The organism is Litoribacter populi (genome assembly GCF_007483685.1).
Lineage (GTDB): Bacteria > Bacteroidota > Bacteroidia > Cytophagales > Cyclobacteriaceae > Litoribacter > Litoribacter populi.
In genome coordinates this window covers 879,231-897,110 of record NZ_VMKN01000001.1, presented here as the reverse complement: position 1 = coordinate 897,110, position 17,880 = coordinate 879,231, and the positions used below count along the sequence as shown (strand labels likewise).

General features: G+C 43.6%; 14 protein-coding genes. 6 read left to right on the top strand and 8 right to left on the bottom strand.

Features of this window, described 5'->3' with window-relative positions:
* Positions 1-62 precede the first annotated feature (62 nt).
* Together FPL27_RS03825 and FPL27_RS03820 are read left to right on the top strand one after the other, a co-directional pair.
* Positions 63-1,451 (top strand): sigma-54-dependent transcriptional regulator, encoded by a 1,389-nt coding sequence (locus tag FPL27_RS03825; protein WP_143959827.1) that lies wholly within the window; start codon positions 63-65, stop codon positions 1,449-1,451.
* Positions 1,441-2,793, top strand: coding sequence for a sensor histidine kinase (locus FPL27_RS03820; protein WP_143959826.1), 1,353 nt, complete (start codon positions 1,441-1,443; stop codon positions 2,791-2,793). Before FPL27_RS03825 ends, FPL27_RS03820 begins: the two co-directional genes overlap by 11 nt.
* 14 nt (positions 2,794-2,807) lie before the next feature.
* Here FPL27_RS03820 and FPL27_RS03815 read toward each other — a convergent pair whose 3' ends face one another.
* The gene (locus FPL27_RS03815; protein WP_143959825.1) at positions 2,808-5,210 is read right to left on the bottom strand and encodes an ABC transporter permease; all 2,403 of its coding nucleotides are present in this window, start codon (positions 5,208-5,210) and stop codon (positions 2,808-2,810) included.
* A 448-nt stretch (positions 5,211-5,658) separates the two neighbouring features.
* On the opposite strand from FPL27_RS03815, the gene FPL27_RS03810 reads away from it, so the two are divergent.
* The 3 genes from FPL27_RS03810 (at position 5,659) to FPL27_RS03800 (ending at position 9,356) form a co-directional block, all read left to right on the top strand.
* Complete coding sequence (locus tag FPL27_RS03810) at positions 5,659-6,153, top strand: hypothetical protein (RefSeq protein ID WP_143959824.1); 495 nt, start codon at positions 5,659-5,661, stop codon at positions 6,151-6,153.
* Between the two features lie 147 nt (positions 6,154-6,300).
* Complete coding sequence (locus FPL27_RS03805; RefSeq protein ID WP_143959823.1) at positions 6,301-6,723, top strand: VOC family protein; 423 nt, start codon at positions 6,301-6,303, stop codon at positions 6,721-6,723.
* 236 nt (positions 6,724-6,959) lie between these two features.
* Positions 6,960-9,356 carry an ABC transporter permease gene (locus FPL27_RS03800; RefSeq protein ID WP_185974293.1) on the top strand — a complete coding sequence of 799 codons (2,397 nt, stop codon included), beginning with the start codon at positions 6,960-6,962 and terminating at the stop codon, positions 9,354-9,356.
* Between the two features lie 21 nt (positions 9,357-9,377).
* Here FPL27_RS03800 and FPL27_RS03795 read toward each other — a convergent pair whose 3' ends face one another.
* Entirely contained in the window at positions 9,378-9,683 is a 306-nt protein-coding gene (locus tag FPL27_RS03795) for an RNA polymerase alpha subunit C-terminal domain-containing protein (protein WP_143959821.1), read from the bottom strand.
* A 51-nt stretch (positions 9,684-9,734) separates the two neighbouring features.
* Entirely contained in the window at positions 9,735-10,208 is a 474-nt protein-coding gene (locus FPL27_RS03790) for an OsmC family protein (protein WP_143959820.1), read from the bottom strand.
* Between the two features lie 229 nt (positions 10,209-10,437).
* On the opposite strand from FPL27_RS03790, the gene FPL27_RS03785 reads away from it, so the two are divergent.
* A complete protein-coding gene (locus FPL27_RS03785; RefSeq protein WP_143959819.1) occupies positions 10,438-10,974 on the top strand; it encodes a GNAT family N-acetyltransferase in 537 nt (178 codons plus the stop codon).
* Between the two features lie 19 nt (positions 10,975-10,993).
* Here FPL27_RS03785 and FPL27_RS03780 read toward each other — a convergent pair whose 3' ends face one another.
* The 5 genes from FPL27_RS03780 to FPL27_RS03760 all read right to left on the bottom strand — a co-directional run bounded on the left by FPL27_RS03780 (position 10,994) and on the right by FPL27_RS03760 (position 17,855).
* Positions 10,994-12,172, bottom strand: coding sequence for a Kelch repeat-containing protein (locus FPL27_RS03780; protein ID WP_143959818.1), 1,179 nt, complete (start codon positions 12,170-12,172; stop codon positions 10,994-10,996).
* Between the two features lie 176 nt (positions 12,173-12,348).
* Positions 12,349-14,793 carry an ABC transporter permease gene (locus FPL27_RS03775; RefSeq protein ID WP_143959817.1) on the bottom strand — a complete coding sequence of 815 codons (2,445 nt, stop codon included), beginning with the start codon at positions 14,791-14,793 and terminating at the stop codon, positions 12,349-12,351.
* Positions 14,794-14,936: 143 nt separating this feature from the next.
* The gene (locus tag FPL27_RS03770; protein WP_143959816.1) at positions 14,937-15,704 is read right to left on the bottom strand and encodes a LytR/AlgR family response regulator transcription factor; all 768 of its coding nucleotides are present in this window, start codon (positions 15,702-15,704) and stop codon (positions 14,937-14,939) included.
* A gap of 8 nt (positions 15,705-15,712) precedes the next feature.
* Complete coding sequence (locus FPL27_RS03765) at positions 15,713-16,816, bottom strand: hypothetical protein (RefSeq protein WP_143959815.1); 1,104 nt, start codon at positions 16,814-16,816, stop codon at positions 15,713-15,715.
* Complete coding sequence (locus FPL27_RS03760; protein ID WP_143959814.1) at positions 16,806-17,855, bottom strand: sensor histidine kinase; 1,050 nt, start codon at positions 17,853-17,855, stop codon at positions 16,806-16,808. Before FPL27_RS03760 ends, FPL27_RS03765 begins: the two co-directional genes overlap by 11 nt.
* Positions 17,856-17,880: the final 25 nt, after the last annotated feature.

Here is a 17,880-nt window from a genome sequence, read left to right as displayed (position 1 = left end):
CAATGCCATCAAACAACTAACATCGGACTTCGGACATCCAAAAATTTTGACTATTTTCATCCATGAAAGAACAGAAACCCGGTAAGATCCTCATTGTGGACGACAATGAAGACCTTTTAAAAGCAGCTAAAATCTTCTTGAAACGAAACTTCGGGCAGGTGGACACAGAAACCAACCCTGACTTGCTGCCCATCCTGATCGTCAACGAGCAGTATGATGTGATCATGCTAGACATGAACTTCACTAAAGATGTCAGCAGCGGACAGGAAGGTTTTTATTGGCTCGACAGGATTCTGGAACTGGACTCCTCTGCCGTAGTGGTAATGATCACCGCCTATGGCGATGTTAATACGGCAGTAAAAGCCATAAAAGAAGGGGCTACCGACTTTGTGCTGAAACCCTGGGAAAATGAAAAACTGCTTGCCACCATCAATTCTGCATTGAAACTGCGACAGTCCAAATTGGAAGTTCATGAATTGAAAAACAAGCAGCAACAGTTTTATCAAGACATTGACAGCAAGTTCAAGGATATTATCGGACAAAGCGATGCCATGCAGCGGGTATTTGAGACCATCGAAAGGGTAGCAGTGACAGACGCTAATGTACTTATCCTAGGAGAAAATGGCACTGGCAAAGAACTTATAGCTCGGGCAATTCATAGAAATTCAAAAAGACACCGAGAAGCTTTTGTAGGTGTTGACCTAGGGTCTATCACAACTACACTTTTTGAAAGTGAACTCTTTGGACATAAAAAAGGCTCCTTTACCGACGCCAAAGATGATCGGGCAGGCAGATTTGAGCAGGCTAATAAAGGAACGCTTTTTCTGGATGAAATAGGCAACCTTCCCCTTCCCCTTCAGGCCAAGCTTCTGGCTACTTTACAAAACAGGGAAGTTACGAGGGTTGGAGCCAATAAAGCCATCCCGGTCAACATCCGACTGATTTCGGCCACCAATATGCCCGTTCATAATATGGTGTATGATAGCACCTTCCGGCAGGATTTACTTTACCGGATAAACACAATTGAGATTACACTACCACCATTGAGGGAGCGGATTGAAGATATCCCCTTATTGGCAAATCATTTTATCGCCACCTATTCGCAGAAATACAACAAGGATATCCGCAAAGCGGGTGAAGGTCTGATCAAACGGATGCAAAAATACCACTGGCCAGGCAACATCAGAGAACTTCAGCACAGTATAGAAAGAGCCGTCATCATGACCAACCACAGCGTTCTCCAGCCAGAAGACCTGTTTTTTCAAAAAACATTGATGCCTGAAAAGCAAGAGGAAATGGTCAGTCTGGACCATTTGAACATTGAAGATGTGGAGAAGATTCTTATCCGAAAGGCACTCCAAAAGCACAACGGTCACATTACACGTGCGGCCGAAGAACTGGGTCTTACCCGCTCCTCCTTATATCGAAGACTAGAAAGGTATGGGCTTTAAATCTTTTGCCCTTGGTATAATATATAGGGTGATTGTATTAGTCGCCTTGGTTTTTCTGGGGGTCTCCATTTTCATAAGAGACAATTCCTATATGATGGGAATTGTATTTCTTTTTGCTATAGCATTTCAAACCTATAACCTGATCCAGTATGGCAATACCACAAATCGAAAAATAACCAAATTCCTGGAATCCATCCGATTTGCAGATTTTTCATCCTCCTTTACCAAGGACAGCAGTTTGGGTAAGTCCTTCAAAGAGATGAACATGTCCTTTAATGAAGTCATTGAAGCATTCCGGAAGACCAGAGCGGAAAAGGAGGAGCAGATGCTTTTCCTCCAGATTATGATCCAACATATCAACACCGGGATCATTTCCTTCGATCATACTGGCAGGATCGGAGTAATCAATGGTGCTGCCAAGCAGTTGCTGCAGATTCCCCAGTTTAAGGACATCAATGATTTAGGCAAGCTTTCTAAAGAGTTCCTCGTCAAAATCCTCCACCTGAAGCCTGGCGGGTCTTTTGCGATTAAAATCAACTCCGAACTCCACCTCAATGTGCAATCTGCCTCTTTTAAGATGGGGGGAAACAGATGGACCTTGATTTCCTTTCAGAACATTAAATCCGAATTGCAGAAAAACGAACTGCAGGCTTGGCAAAACCTTACCAAGGTACTTAGGCACGAAATCATGAATTCCATGACGCCAATAGCCAGCTTGGCCAATTCCCTAGGTATAATTCTAGAGGAAGATGTTGAGGAGACTTCAGAAGCTCTTGTTATTGAAAAGGACAGTTACCTAGATTTAAAAGAAGGCTTGACCACCATAGAAAAAAGGAGTTCCGGACTTATCCATTTTGTCAATGCTTACCGGGACTACACCAATATTCCCCAACCTGAATTGCGCACCTTTTCGGTCAAACTGCTCTTTGACAATATTGGAGTTCTTCTAAAAGAAGACCTGGCCTCAGAAGGGATTTGCTTGCAGTGTGAAATACTTCCCATTGAACTGGAACTTACAGCTGATCAGGACCTGATTCAGATGATATTGATCAATTTAGTCAAGAATGCCAAAGAGGCACTATCTAAAAGTGAAAGGAAAGAGATTCTCATGAAAGCAGGGCTCAATAATCACTCTTATCCCTTCATCCAAATTATAGACTTTGGGGAAGGCATAGTTCCAGAGGCCTTGGAAAGAATCTTCGTCCCTTTCTATACCACCAAGAAAACCGGCAGTGGCATAGGGCTAGCCATTTCAAGACAAATTATGAATCTGCACAAAGGCAACCTTCAGGTTCAATCTATTCCAAACGAAAAGACAATATTTACGCTGAATTTTGGGTGAGAGAAATGTGAATTCTATTCACTCCTCAAAGCCCTTACGGGGTTCATCAGGGCGGCCTTGATGGCCTGGGAACTTACCGTCAGCAGTGCGATCATGATAGAAAGTAGGCCAGCCACTGGGAAGACCCACCAGCTTATGGATATCCTATAAGCAAAACCCTCCAGCCAACCGTTCATGGCATACCAGGAAATGGGCGAAGCGATCAGAATGGCTACCAATACCAGTTTGATGAAGTCCTTTGAAAGCAAGCCCACTATCCCGGGAGTTTCGGCCCCCAACACCTTGCGGATACCTATTTCCTTTGTTCTTTTTTCTGCCGTATAGGTCGCCAATCCTAACAGTCCCAAACAGGCAATAAAGATAGCCAAAACAGAAAAGACCGTGAAGATTTTCTTAAACCTGAAATCGGAATGGTATTGTCGATCAAAATCCTTGTCCAAGAAGCTATATAAAAACGGACGGTGCGGAACCAGGCCGGACCAGATCTCCTCCACTTCGCTGACGGCTTGCTGCAAGTTGTCGCTTTTGACCTTGAGCGAAAGAAATCTACTTGCATAAGGTACTAATGGCAAAGTCATGGGTTCTATGCCCCGGTGCAGGGAAGTAAAATTGAAATCCTTCACCACTCCAATCACTTCGCCTTCCCTACCCCATTGGTCGAATCTCTTGCCGATGATGTCTTCCGGGTTGGCATAACCATATTGACGTGCCGCTGCTTCGTTGATGACAAGCGCCCCTTCCATATCCGAGGGATAATCCCTGGAATAGGATCTCCCTGCAGCCATCTCCAGTCCATAATGGGTGATAAAATCCTCCCCCACCTGGAACACCGGCTGTCCATCCCTTATCATTTCGCCGTCCTCGCTCTCGATGAAAGTCTCAGCATTGGGAAAATAGCTGCCCGGCACGCTCCTAGAAAATGCCGCCGACAATATCGCAGGATTGGCCTCCATCTCATTTTTCAACACCTCCCTTTTATCGTTTACCTCTTCATCATGGTTATAATCCAAGACCAGCATCCTTTCCTTGTCAAAACCCATGTCCTTCGTTTGCAAATGGTCCATCTGCTTGTAGACGATTATGGTGCCCGCTATGAGGGCTATTGATAAGCTGAACTGGAAAACCACCAGCCCCTTTTTGAGTCGCTCGCCATGGGAAGCGGAGCTGTTTATTCCTTTTAGAACAGAAACGGGTTTAAAGCTTGATAATACTAAGGCAGGATATGAACCGGCCAATAGCCCTATCAACAACAAGCCACCAATCAAAAGCGGGGCATTTCCCCAGTTGAGCATGTTTTCCATTGCCAGCTCCTTGGCAACCAGATCCGCCATGAGCGGCATAACAACAGACATGATGATCAAAGCAATCAGGGCAGCAAAGGCCACAATAATATAGGACTCCCCCAGAAACTGGAAAACCAGGCTCTTTCTATTTGCCCCGATGGATTTTCTGATACCTACTTCCTTAGCCCTTTCCATGGATCTGGCTGTGGAAAGGTTCATGAAGTTGATCACGGCCAGCACCAGGATGAAGATCCCGATGACCGAAAAGACATACAAGTTGGAAAGATTGCCCGTCTCACCTGGTTGCCGCTGTGCCTCTGATTGTAAATATAGGTCACTCAAAGATTCAAGCCTTATTTCATAATTGGGACGATCCTCTGGTCCCCTTCTATCTATAAATCCTTGCAATTTGTCCTCAAATGACTGTCTGTCGAAATGCTCATTGCCCTTAAAATATGTGTAAAAATCGGCATAGCCCCACATTTCGAATATTTGGGGATTGGACTGTCGGTAAGTATCTAGGCTGATGAGGGCATTGAAACTGAAATGGGAATTGGCAGGTACATCTTCCATGATGCCGGTGACGGTATAGTTTCCCTCCTCTGCTCTACCAGGGGAAGCGCTTCCAATCAGCGTTTTTCCCAATGCCTCCTCCTCCCCGAAATATTTTTTGGCAGTGGAGGCTGTCAGTACAATACTGTAGGGATTAGTTAAGGCCGTTTTTGGATCGCCAGCCAGCATCCTCCAGCTGAAGACATCAAAAGCGGTGGAGTCCATAAAAAACACCCCATCCTCTTGAAAAAACTGTTCTCCATACTGCAATAGCAAATCTGCTGTTCCAGAAAACTGCACCACTTTGTCGATCTCAGGAAAGTCACTTCTTAACCCTTCACCTATTGCAGCATTTTCCCAAACCCAAAATTGTGAGCTTTCCGAATTTTTTGAACCATGAATTATCCGAAATATTTTATCCTGATGCTCATGATAGCTGTCATAGGAAAACTCCTCCTGTACAAACATAAAAATGAGCAGGCAGCAGGCCATTCCTATTCCTAAGCCTAAAATATTAATGAAAGAATAGACCTTCTTTTTAACTAGGTTTCTCCAAGCAATCTTGAGGTAGTTGAGTAGCATACATCCCCTATTTCCCAATCATGTGCCAGTCTAAAATATCAATTAAGGGGCTCTCGAAACCATCTAAACTAAAAACCATTTCTAAAATCGACCAATTCTGACCGTCTGCGGACAATAGCCGCGATCATTAAGCTGTCTGCTATTTCATTGTTTCCCTATTTCGCGAAGGGTATTTGAGAATTAAAAGAAATAATGAAATAGGGAAATATCGGAGTCGACAGACCCAGATCGTTGGCTGTCTACTATTTCATTGTTTCCCTATTTCGCAAAGCATATTTCAGAATATTTCCATATTTCGCGAAGCATATTTCCTTCCAGTAAATTTACAAAAACATCAAGACATTTACCTTTATAATACGTTTAATATTAAGTAGTTACAAAACATTAAAAGGCTTAAAAATGTGCAACTTCACTTCCACTTTAAATGAAATCCTAATATTCAATTACCATGAAAACACCAATAAAATACCCGGCTCTAATCCTGCTCCTTTTGGGAGCCCTTTTCGTCATCGGTTGTAATGATGACGATGATTCTCCCCGACAAGAAGCTAAAATTTACACTTTGACGGCAGTTTCCGATCCTGCAATATCTGGAAATGTAATCTTCAGAAAAGAGGGACCAAATTCCACTCGAATAATGATTGAACTGAATGGCACACAAGATGGAAACATCCACCCTGCTCACATCCACTCTAACTCTGTTTCTCAAGGTGGACCCATTGTGATTGACCTGGCCCCTGTTGATGGCAATACCGGTCGAAGCAAAACTCTTGTCACAGCTTTTGACGATGGCAATTCAGTCACCTATGAACAGCTGATCAATTACAACGGCCACGCAAATGTTCACCTAAGCATGGAAGTACTTGATACGCTTATTGCTCAAGGAAATATTGGTAGCAATGCACCATCTGCCCCTTCACCACCAAATGGTGGAGGATATTAAAAATCACCAACCTTGAAAAACATTTAAGGTTGGCACATTCAGATTTTAGTAGGTTATTCCGGAAATAATATCCGGTATATAAATTATCTTTGTGTAAACAGATGAATTCATCATGAAAATTTCATTAAACTCTTTAACCTCTTCAATATGACAACTGTAAATGTTTATCTCAATTTTAATGGCAACTGCAAGGAAGCCTTTGACTTCTACCGGTCTATATTAGGTGGTGAATTCGGTTATGTGGGTACCTTCGGGGAAATGCCTCCCCAGGAAGGTATGCTGGATGTTTCCGAGAATGATAAAAACAAAATTATGCACATCAGCCTACCCATCAGTAACGAAACATCCATAATGGGAAGTGACACATTTGAGGGTCAGGAAATTACGAAAGGAAACAACTTTTCCATTTCCATCAACGCAGAAAGTAAGGAAGATGCCGACCGATTTTTCAATGGCCTCTCTCAAGATGGTGAAGTAACCATGCCTATGGAAAAAACATTCTGGGCAGCCTATTTTGGGATGTGCACAGACAAATTTGGCATTAATTGGATGGTGAATTTTGATGAGTAGATGAGGGAGGTTGGATGACGGATGACCGATGTTGGATGCCGGATGGCCGATGACCGATGATGGATGGTAGCGGGGCACTTGTGGGCTCAGTGTGAGAAGTCTTTTTGATCGCTCTCGAACAAAATCGTTCACAGGCGAATAGGACCCTGGGAAAGTATTGCCTTTTCAGCACTCAATAGCAGATTTTGATTGGTATATGAATGGTATTACCCATTCCAAGTCATACCCCATTCACCATGTTCAAAAACTACCTGCTCATCGCCTTTAGAAACCTACTGAAATACAAATCCTTTTCCGCCATCAACATTATCGGTATGGGCATCAGTTTGGCATCCTTCATTTTGATCTCTCTTTATATCTGGGATGAATGGCAGTTTGACCGCTACCATCCAGAGAGTGAAAAGGTTTTCCGGGTCTACAGTCTCATGAGTTCACCCGAATCTGGGGAGCGGTATGCGGCCATGGTGCAGCCGGCCCTGGCTACCAAACTACAGGAGGAATTCCCCGAGGTAGAAAAAGCCGCAAGGATCCTGGGAACAATCAGCGAAAAGCAGGTTCAGCTGGATGAGCAGCTCTATAGTGAACTACAGGGAGCCCATGGTGAAGGCCAGCTGTTTGACATCATGGCCATTCCTATTTTAGAGGGAGACCCTAATCAGGTATTGACAAAAGCCAATGCTGTGGCCCTCTCAGCAAGCCTTGCCGACAAATATTTTGGGTCCTCTAACCCTGTGGGTCAAACCCTAAAAATTGACGGGGCAGACCACGAAGTAACCCATGTATTCCAGGATTTCCCTTCCCATTCACATTTGCAGTTGGATTTTTTAATATCAATGGAAAGCATCCCTTGGCTAGCCGAAAGAATTGCCTCCTGGACCTGGCACCAGATGTATACTTATTTTAAGGTTAGAGAAGGAACCAATGTCGAAGAACTGGAAAGCAAATTTCAGGCTTATGCGGAAAAGGAATCCGCTCCGCTGAATGCCGATTCCGGGTTCAAATCCGTACCATATTTTCAAAACCTCCGGGACATCCACCTTGAATCTTCCCACTTACAGTATGACCTTGCAGTCATCGGCAACAAGGACACTGTCCATATCCTGATGGTAGCTGCAGGTATGATCCTGCTGATTTCCTGCTTTAACTTCATAAATCTTTCCACAGCAAGAGCCGTGAAGCGCATGAAGGAAGTAGGTGTGCGAAAAGTCATCGGGGCGCAAAAATCCAACCTGCAGGTTCAGTTCCTACTCGAATCCTATGCCTTTACCTTTTTCGGCCTTCTGCTTGCCCTGCTTTTGGCCCAGCTTTCCCTACCCTTCCTATCTGAACTTACAGGCAAGGAACTTTCCTTACCTTGGACATGGAACACCCTTGCTTTGATCTCCGGCACCCTTCTGATATTGGGAATATTTGCAGGGGCATATCCGGCGTTTTTGTTGTCCAGCTTCAAACCTGCAGCCGTGATTTCAGGAGCTAAGGACACAAAAGGGGGACACGGTAGCTTCAGGAAAGGGATGGTTGTACTGCAGTTTGTCCTTTCCTTCTTCCTCATCATCGGCGCATGGATCGTGGTAGAGCAAAACAACCTGTTAAAAGGAAAAGACATGGGTTTTAACAAAGACACCTTGATGTCGGTATATGGACGCGGCGTCCAAGCCTCTCAACTTGAGGTTTTAAAGTCAGAGGTTTTGAATCGTACAAATATAGAAAATGCCACTTGGAGTTACGGAATCCCAGGAGACATCTTTGCCCAGGATGGGGTGATCAATCCGACTACAGGGGAGAGGTTAAGCACCATTATGTTTCTAGTCGATTATGATTATATTCAAACCTTCGGAATGGAAATGGTAGCCGGAAGGGATTTTTCAAGGGATTTTGGAACTGACCCTCACAAAGCATTTATCATCAATGAGACCGCTGCACGGAATTTCGGCTTTGGAAGTCCTGAGGAAGCCTTGGGCAAAAACCTAAACTGGGATATGTGGACTGCCGATTCGGTCAAGCAAGGCGAGGTCATCGGCGTGGTCAGGGATTTCCATGCAAACAGCCTAAAAGAAGCTATCACACCATTGGTGATGCACATCCAAACGGAAGTGTTCTATACCCTTACCATGCGCCTGGACAAGGAAAGTGCCCCGGCCCAGATCAAACAGGTAGAGGATATCTTTACTGCCCAAGTACCAGGACAGCTTTTCAGTTACAGCTTTGTCGATGACAATTTTAACAAGATGTACCGCTCGGAGCAGAACCTGTCCACCTTGCTCAACATATTTGCGGGTCTTACGGTACTAGTCGCCTGTATGGGGCTTTTCGGCTTGGTGGAATACCATGTGCACCAAAGGGCGAAAGAAATCAGTATCAGAAAGGTCTTTGGTGCCAGGCTTGATTCCATCCTGCTTGCTCTTACTAGGCAATATTTTGGAATGATAATGCTTGCCTTTGCCATTGCCATCCCGTTAATTTGGTATATATCGCAAGGTTGGTTAGACAACTTTGCCTACAGGATAGAAATCACTCCATTTCTTTTTCTCAAGGCGGCCTTGCTTGTAGGGTTAATAACCCTAGTCACTGTCAGCTTCCAGTCCATCAAAGCAGCGATGGGGAATCCGGCGGAGGTGTTGAAGGGAGAGTGATTACAGGAAGTGAATTTGTATTTATTTCCCGTGACCGTCATCTTTAAACCCCAATCCCTCCTTAGCCAAGGCTTGATGTAAAGCAGGAAGGGATGCCTTGCCCATACCATGAAGTGCCAATATTTCCTTCTCGGTGTATCCGGCGAGCTTTTGAACAGTATCAATCCCGTGATGGAGTAAAGTATTTCTGGCAGGATTGCTCAAATGAGCCAAAAAACCTGAAGCGGGCTCTTTCAGTTTCTCACAGATCGGACAGGTGAGACAGTCAGTGCTTTTATAGAATGTGTGCCCAAACTTGCAGGTCTTTTTTGTTTTTTGGTTTGTCATATTTTGTAATAATTAGAAATCCAATTGGTACGTGAGCCTAATTAAGTTTTTTCAACTTTCTGATTTAATCACAGGGTTGTGAAAAATGGGGAAATTAACGGAGTTGGCAATAAAGCAAAGTTCATGAGCTCTATGGTGTAAGGCTTTAGCTTTATCAACCATACTCTGGTCATTAACGGTAACAGTAGGATTAAGGGTAACTTCTTTAAATTTCCCTCCTCCGTTAATTGTTTCGGTCAATATGCCTGTAGCCTCATCCATATATTCGGTCACGACTACTCCTGCCTCCGCACATAAATGCAGGTACCAAAGCATATGGCAGCTTGAAAGGGAGGAAACAAGCAGTTCTTCCGGGTTGTATTTGGTCTTGTCTCCACGAAACGCCGGATCAGATGAACCGGGTATACCGACCTTGTTTTCAACAGATATGGTGTGGGCCCTTTCATATCCAAGGTAATCTATTGTCCCCTGTCCTAAATTACCTGTCCATTTTATTGTGGTTTTATAATTATGTTCTTTACTCATCTTTAAACTGGAAAGCCCATACAGGTTCGTTCAGTATTTTTATTTTCTATTTATATAAAGTTAGAGGTTTTTAAGGAAAATAGAAGGAGTTAAAAAGGGTGGTACAAATGTAAAGGGGGCTCTTTTTTAAGGATGGGATCCGGCTTTAAACACATTTACTTAACTTGTGGGGACGTAAACTTTGGGACCAAACCCAAGTTTCTCCTAGCATTATTACGAAATACCATCAATGGACAACATTAAGATCAAAAAAGCTGATGAAGCCGATGCAGCTATCATCTGCCTATTGGCAAGGATTACTTTTAGCGAAACCTTTGGCATGCACTTCCGAGATCCCTTGGATATACAGGAATACTTTAATAAGACATTTTCAGTGGCAAAAATTCGGGACAGCATCAAAAAAGACAACAACAGGTACTGGCTAATCTATGTCAACGAACTGCCTGTGGGTTATTCGAAACTTAAGCTTTTCTCCCCTTCCGATTTTTTGAAAGAGAAAGAAACCTGCCAACTTCAGAAAATATATATCCTCCGAGATTTTCTAGGCAAAAACCTTGGCCATATTATGGTAAAGGAAATGCTCAAAGAAGCATTTCTTCAAGCCAGGCAAACCATGTGGCTATCCGTATTGAAAGAAAACCAACGAGCAGTGAGGTTTTACAAAAATCAGGACTTTGAAATTTGTGGGGAACATACCTTCCAGATAGGAAAAGAGTTATTTGATTTTTATGTGATGAAAAGACGGCTTTCTTTAGAGCTCCGATAACGTTGTAAACCTATAATCCTTATTTCTTTACAAATAAACTTGCCCCACTAATTGCTCTAATATTTTCATCATATCCGCCGGTAATCAAAACCTCCCCGTTATCTAAAAGTGTTGAACAGGAGAACAGACGAGTTGCCCCCATGCTGCCTTGAAGCGGAGAGAAATTACCGGTTTTGAAATTGTAAATCTCCGCCTTGTCAGAACCGCCCCCTATTAAAACATTATTGTCCGACAGTAATACACTCGTCTCTTTGTGTTTGAATCTAGGGAAATTCAGGTTTGAAATAGAAGTGAACTTGGCCGTACCCGGATCATAAATTTCAGCGGAAGAATAAAGGGAATCCCGACTGTCAGCACCTCCATTGACCAATACTTTACCATCAGAAAGTAATATTGCATCATGCTTATGTCGTGGGAGATTCAAAGCACCTGTTTCAGAGAACCGGTTTGATTTGCTGTCGTAAATTTCGGCAGAAGAATAGACTGTTATATTTTCTCTTCTATCCCTGTGGCCTCCCGTTATCAGCACATTGCCGTTTTTCAAAAGAGTTGCTGTATGCGATTCACGGGCAACCGTCATTGAACCGGCCGGCCTAAATTGATTTGCTCCTATATCATATATTTCTGAAGAAGACAAAAATGTCCATCCACTTCCTACCCCTCCTGTAAAGAGTATTCTTCCGTCATTTAGAGGTGTTGCAGTATGCCCATATCTGGCGGTATTCATATTTGGCCCATGTGAAAACACCTTTGTTTCAGGATCATAAATCTCTGTAGTGAAAAGTGAATTGCCATCGTAACCACCCGCAATCAGAATTTTTCCGTTCGGCAATAGCGTAGCTGAATGGCTTACGCGTGATGTATTTAAATCATTAAGTTTTGTAAATGATTTTGAAGTAGGATTGTAAAGTTCAGCACTTGACAAACTATTGGTACTACCTGCAAAACCTCCGCACACCAAAACAGTCCCGTCTTTTAGCAGTGTTGCTGTATGTGCTGCCCGTGCGGTATGCATTTTTGAAACTGGAATAAATGAGCCCTCCGCAATGGTGCCACTGAAAACATCACCCGACGATTCCGAACCTAACATTTGAGCCAAAAAACTTGACTCTTTCTTACTGTCAAGTTTGGAATTTATGTTGTCACAGGAAGAAATTGCCAATCCGAATGCAACGCCGATAATTAGTAGCTTTTTCATTTTAAAGAGGCTTTAAATTAAACTCAATCCTAATTTTTAATTCCTAATTCAACATTATTAATGATGAATTTCGATTGAATTCGTAGCGGGAATGATAAATAATAAGAACCCAGCCATTAACTACCGGCAGCCTTCATCTTACTTGGTACATGGTACTTGGTACCTAGTACAATCCCTCACTCACTCTTAATCGTTTTCACCGGATTTATCCACGAGGCCGACAGGGACTGAAGACTAACCAACAATGCGGTGAGCGCCAATCCGGCCAAAATGGTAAGACCGATGGTCAAAGCACTGGGCCATTCTCTCACCGCAAACTGCTGAAGCCAGTCCTGCATCAGCCACATACCCGCAGGTATGGCCAATAAAATCCCCACGATCGTAATGGCCAGAAATTCCTTGTTGAACATCCAGGTGATGGAACCGGAGGAAGCTCCCAGCACTTTCCGGATGCCTATTTCCTTCAGCCTTCCGGCAATGGTCATGGCCGTAAAGGCAAGCAGGCCCATCACCGCTATCAGCACCGCCAGCAGTGCGGTGTAGGTGACCATTTGGCTCAGCCTTTCCTCATTTTGATAAGCCTCAAACACAAACTCATTGAAGGGATAATAATCAAAGTTTTCCCCGGGATAAATCTTTTGGTATTCCTCTTCCAGCATGGCAAGAAACTGTTCTGAATCTGCCAGGTTGCTTCTGACCAGCACCATGGCGCTGGTTCTGCTGATTTCGATATCATTGATCCCTTCCAGGATCAAACGGGGGTTCTTGGAAATCAAAACCGGGTTGATTTCCTCATACAAAGACGCATGGTTGAAGTCTTTGATGATGCCGATCACCTCATGGGAATCAAAATTGGCACTGGGAGGCAGCTGGGCATTTTCCAGGCCATTCCAGCCCATTTGTTCGGCAAACTTCTGGTTGACCATAATGGCCCCGGAATCCAAGTTGATGTTTTCGTAAAAATTCCTGCCTTCCGCCAATTCCATCCCCATGGTATTGAGATAATCCCCCGCCACAAAATTGAGCTGAAAGAAAAACTGTTTGCCGTCTGTGTTGGTGAACCCGGCCCTCCACCAGTCACCGTTACCGAAAAGTGAGACCGATAGGGCAGCATCCGCCACATCCGTCCTTTCCAACAGTCTTTCCCTATAGATATTGGCTTTCCCAAAGGTGGTTTTCATGCTGCTACTCAGCCCTTGGGAAGATTCCGCCACCACCGGCACCACAAATACCTGATCGGCCTGGAATCCGAGGTCATGGTTTTTCAGCACCTTCATTTGATTGTACATGACCAACGTGCAGGAAATCATCAGGAAGGAAAGGAAAAACTGGAAACCCACCAAGGCTTTTCTTAAGCCCTGCTTCCCGAAGCTGATGGAATAATTCCCTTTCAGCACCTTTATTGTCCTCATACCAGACATGTAGAATGCCGGGAAGCCACCGGCCATCGCAGTGAGCAATACCAATAGGACAATCATCAAACCCAACTGCTCCCAGGAATTGCCTATGGCAAGAGTAGTATTGAACAGGGTATTGAAATGCGGCAGGAGCAGGAATGCCAGGACGATCGCCACCAAGAACGATAAAAGTGTAATCACCATGGATTCAAAAAGAAACTGTATGGCCAGCTGCTTTCTTTCCGCACCAAGAGATTTTCTTACCCCCACTTCCTTGGCCCTTACCACGGCTTTGCCAATGGCCATGGTGGTGAAATTGATGGATCCCAAGACTAGGATAATCACTCCCAAAGCCAGCAGCACATACAACATCTGAGGATTGGTGACCCGGATATTGCCGGGATTTTCCCCGGTATGGAAGTGGATGTCGGCCAAAGCATAGGGTTCGAAATAATAGTTTCCCGATCTGTAATTATCCCCTAAGGCCCGTTTCATCATGGGTTCCATCCCCGATTGCAAAGCCTCTTTGTCCTCGGGAGAACCGGTCATGACATAGGTTTCGGTGTTGACATTGAACCAGTTGTTCAGGGCAGCCTCAGACTGCATATCCCTCACCAAAGCATCCGACACCAATGTCTCCACCACAATACTGGAATTGGGGGGAACATCCTCCATTATCCCCCTCACGGTGAAGGGGATGAAGTCATCCATCAACTGCATCTCCACAATTTTGCCTATAGCGGGCTCCTTTCCGAAATAGCGTTCTGCGGCCGTTTCGGAAAGGATGATGTCATATTTTCCTGTGAAAAGCGGAGATCTTATACCTTCCTTGAGGCCAAAATCAAATATTTCCAGGAACTCGGGGCTCACAAAGGTGATGGCCTGCCGGTATTCGGTATTATCCGGGAGTTTGAAGGCCCTGCTGGTCTGCATCAGCCGTGTGGATTTTTGGACCTGTGGAAATTCATCCTGAACCACGTCCTTGAGCAAAAAGGGGGTGGAAAAGGACTGGGCCATGCCGTCATCAAACATCTCAAACCTTTTGAGCCTGAAGATCCGGTCCCCATCTTCATGGAACTTATCAAAACTCCATTCAAACTGCACAAACAGCAAAACGATGATGGAAATGGAAAGGCCGACGGATAAACCCAAAAAGTTGATCATGGAAAAGCCGAGATTCTTCCTAATGTTTCTGAGCGCGATGAAGAAATAGTGTTTTAGCATGGAGTAAATGATTCATTTGGGATACCAAAAAGCTATTCCAGATTAATGCCGAGATTAACCCTGTCCTAACATCTATAAAAGTCCTTTTGGCAAAAGACAAGCAGGAATTTCGAACAGTTTTGTTCGGGTACGGGCAAAATTATTTATGCCATCCTCTCCCCTCCAAACCATTCTTTAAAGCGATTGACTTTTTCCCTGCTGACGATGAGCTCTTCCTCAAACGGAAAATTGATATTTATCTTCAATCGACTATTAGAGTAAATAAGAACATCTTTGATCCCTGTCAAATTGATGATATAACTCCGATTGACTCTAAAGAAGCTATCAGGGGGCAGGATTTCTTCCAGGGATTCCAATTTGTAGTCTGTAATGAGCCGCCTCCCATCTTCCCTCACCAGATAAGTATTGCGGCCTTCTGCATAGAACAACCGGATCTGATCAGTGGGCACGGAATGGATATGGTCCCCTATTTTGATCATAAAACGCTCCTTATATTGAGGTTTACTGAGTTGCTTAAAAACCTGCTGTACCTGGGAAAGCTTTTGATAGGTTCCACTAAGCTGCTTTAGCTTGTCCAAGCTTGCCGCAAAATCTTCAAATGTGAAAGGCTTCAACAAATAATCAATCCCGTTGGCTTTAAATGCCTCTAACGCGTACTGATTGAAAGCAGTAATGAAAATCACCGGTTTTTGGAGAGAGACTTGATCCAAGGCATGGAAAGATAAACCATCCGCCAATTGTATGTCCATTAGTAAAAGGTCCGCCTCTTGCCCACATCTTTCGAAGAGGACCACTGATTCGGCTATGTTTTGGGCCGTGCCCAAAATCTCAATTTGCTCGTCATACCGGTTCAGGAAAAAAGTTAACCTTTCCAATGCGGGTTTCTCGTCTTCTACTATAATAACTTTCATGGTAGCATTCATTGGGATTGGGCGGAATAAGTCCCCAAATTAATATTGAGTTTTGATAAATTGGGCTTTGGTTCTTTCATTTCTTCCATTTTCCAGATTGGGACGTAAATCCTAAATTTCCCGGCATTTTCCCAATGGAAGTTGTTGCCCAACCATTCGTGCTGACGTCCTACCTGTTCCAGCATGTGAAAAAGCTTACTCTTCCGGGTTAAAGAAAAATTAGGCTGAAAACTTAACATTAGCTTACCGGATTGTTGCTGAATAGAAATCGACACTGGTGTATCTTTGGAAGAAATCTGGGAGCTTGAGATGGATTCCACTATCCGGACCAAGGTTCCAGGAATGAGCAAATAGCTTTCGTTTTGGATAGAGAAGTCTAAGTGTATATGGTAAGGGCTATAGCGACAGAGAAAATCTTCAATCTTCCTTACCACCGCAATCTCGTTTTGGATAGATAACAATTCCTGACGCTGGTTTAAGAAATACTGATAAATCCCCGAAAGCAGCAAAATCCCCTCATCCGCAGCTTCTCTTTTTTCCTCTTTCAGTTTGAGCAGTATATTTTCAAAACCTAGGAGTAGAAAATCGGGATGCAACACATAATGGAAAAAGTGAATATTTTGATCAAGGAGGCTGCTCTGATAATTTTCGTATTCGATCTTCTGATCCAATTTGAGTTGCAACCAAAATAACCCTACAAAATAGGAATGGTAAAGGAAAGCTACAAAGAGAAATACCCCATTGAAAACCCGCAATTCTGTACCAAAGCTTTCGAGACTGTACATCCCCTCCACCTGCCAGAAATACAAAAATAGTAGACCAGTGATAAGACTGACAGTTAAGCCCATACCCACTAAAATGAGGACTATACTCCAAATCCAAAATTTTCCTGAATCCAAAAAATGCTTCCTGAAAGCTAAGGCTAACAGGCGGTTTCCTTCCAGCACTAAATATGCCATACCTATACACACCAACAATTCCTGGTTAAAGAAATCCTCCAGCACCCTATTGACGGTATCGAAGGCTAACAGAACCAGCAGGTAAACCATACCACCCACCAATATGGGCAGTAAAAGTCGGATAAATGGTTTCGTAGCAGGATTATGATACATCGTTCTTCTTTTTAAGCTCTTTGATATATGGAAGCCTTACCTGATAATGGTTATTGGGTCTGGATATGATGATAGGCTTATTGGAAAAATGGTTATACCTAGCCTGTAAATTTTTAAGCCCTATACCTTTAGAGTCTACCTTGGAAGGTCTGAAGGTCAGATTGTTTTCTACTACAATGTATTTCTTTTCAGCTTTGATGGAGATGGTTACAGGGGAGTCCTCAGTGGCCACATTATGCTTAAAGGCATTTTCAACCAAAAGCTGCAAGGAAAGCGCCGGTAGGTGTTTGGTAAGAAATTCTGGGTCAATATTTTTTTCCAAAATCACAGCTTGTTGGAACCTGACCTTCATCAGGTGAAAATAATTATCCACCACTTCTAGCTCCCTTTCCAAGCTGTTTGTCGGAGCACTGGTATTTTCCAGGAGATAGGTGAAGTTCTCAGCCAACTTCCTAAGAAACTCCTCCGACTTTTCTGGTGCTACGTGGGTGAGGTTAGAGGCAGTATTGAGGGAATTGAAAAGAAAATGGGGAGTCAACTGTGACCGAAGAGTCTGGAATTGGAGTTCCTTCTGTTTTCGGTTGTTGTGAAGCACAGTGAAAGCTTCAGAGGCATACCGGTTATAATTGTACCAAGAAAAATCTCCCCAAGTTATCAGCACACTGAAAATCAATCCTACAATTGCTCCTTTCAACATAAAAGCCTCCATTTCAAAGTCAGGAAAAACTTCAGGTGTAGCAACCCATTGCAAAAGCTGAAAGGCCAACATATAAACTCCAATAATACTTGCTCCCCACAAAACTCCCAAGTTGAGTACCGCCCTGATTCCAAGGAATTTCCTCCATTTAAATTGGTCAATGATAAAGTGGTAAATCACCATAACAAGAAGACTAACTGCCAAGAGGTTGACCACCAATATCCAAATCTGGCTGGAGCTCAATTGTTCAGATGCCATCCGGTCCCCCTCGCTATACAGCAGGTAAATGAATAGGCATGCAAAACAGAAGAATATACTCCCAAAAGCCATCATTATTTTCATTGGAAATTATTATTGCTCAAAAATC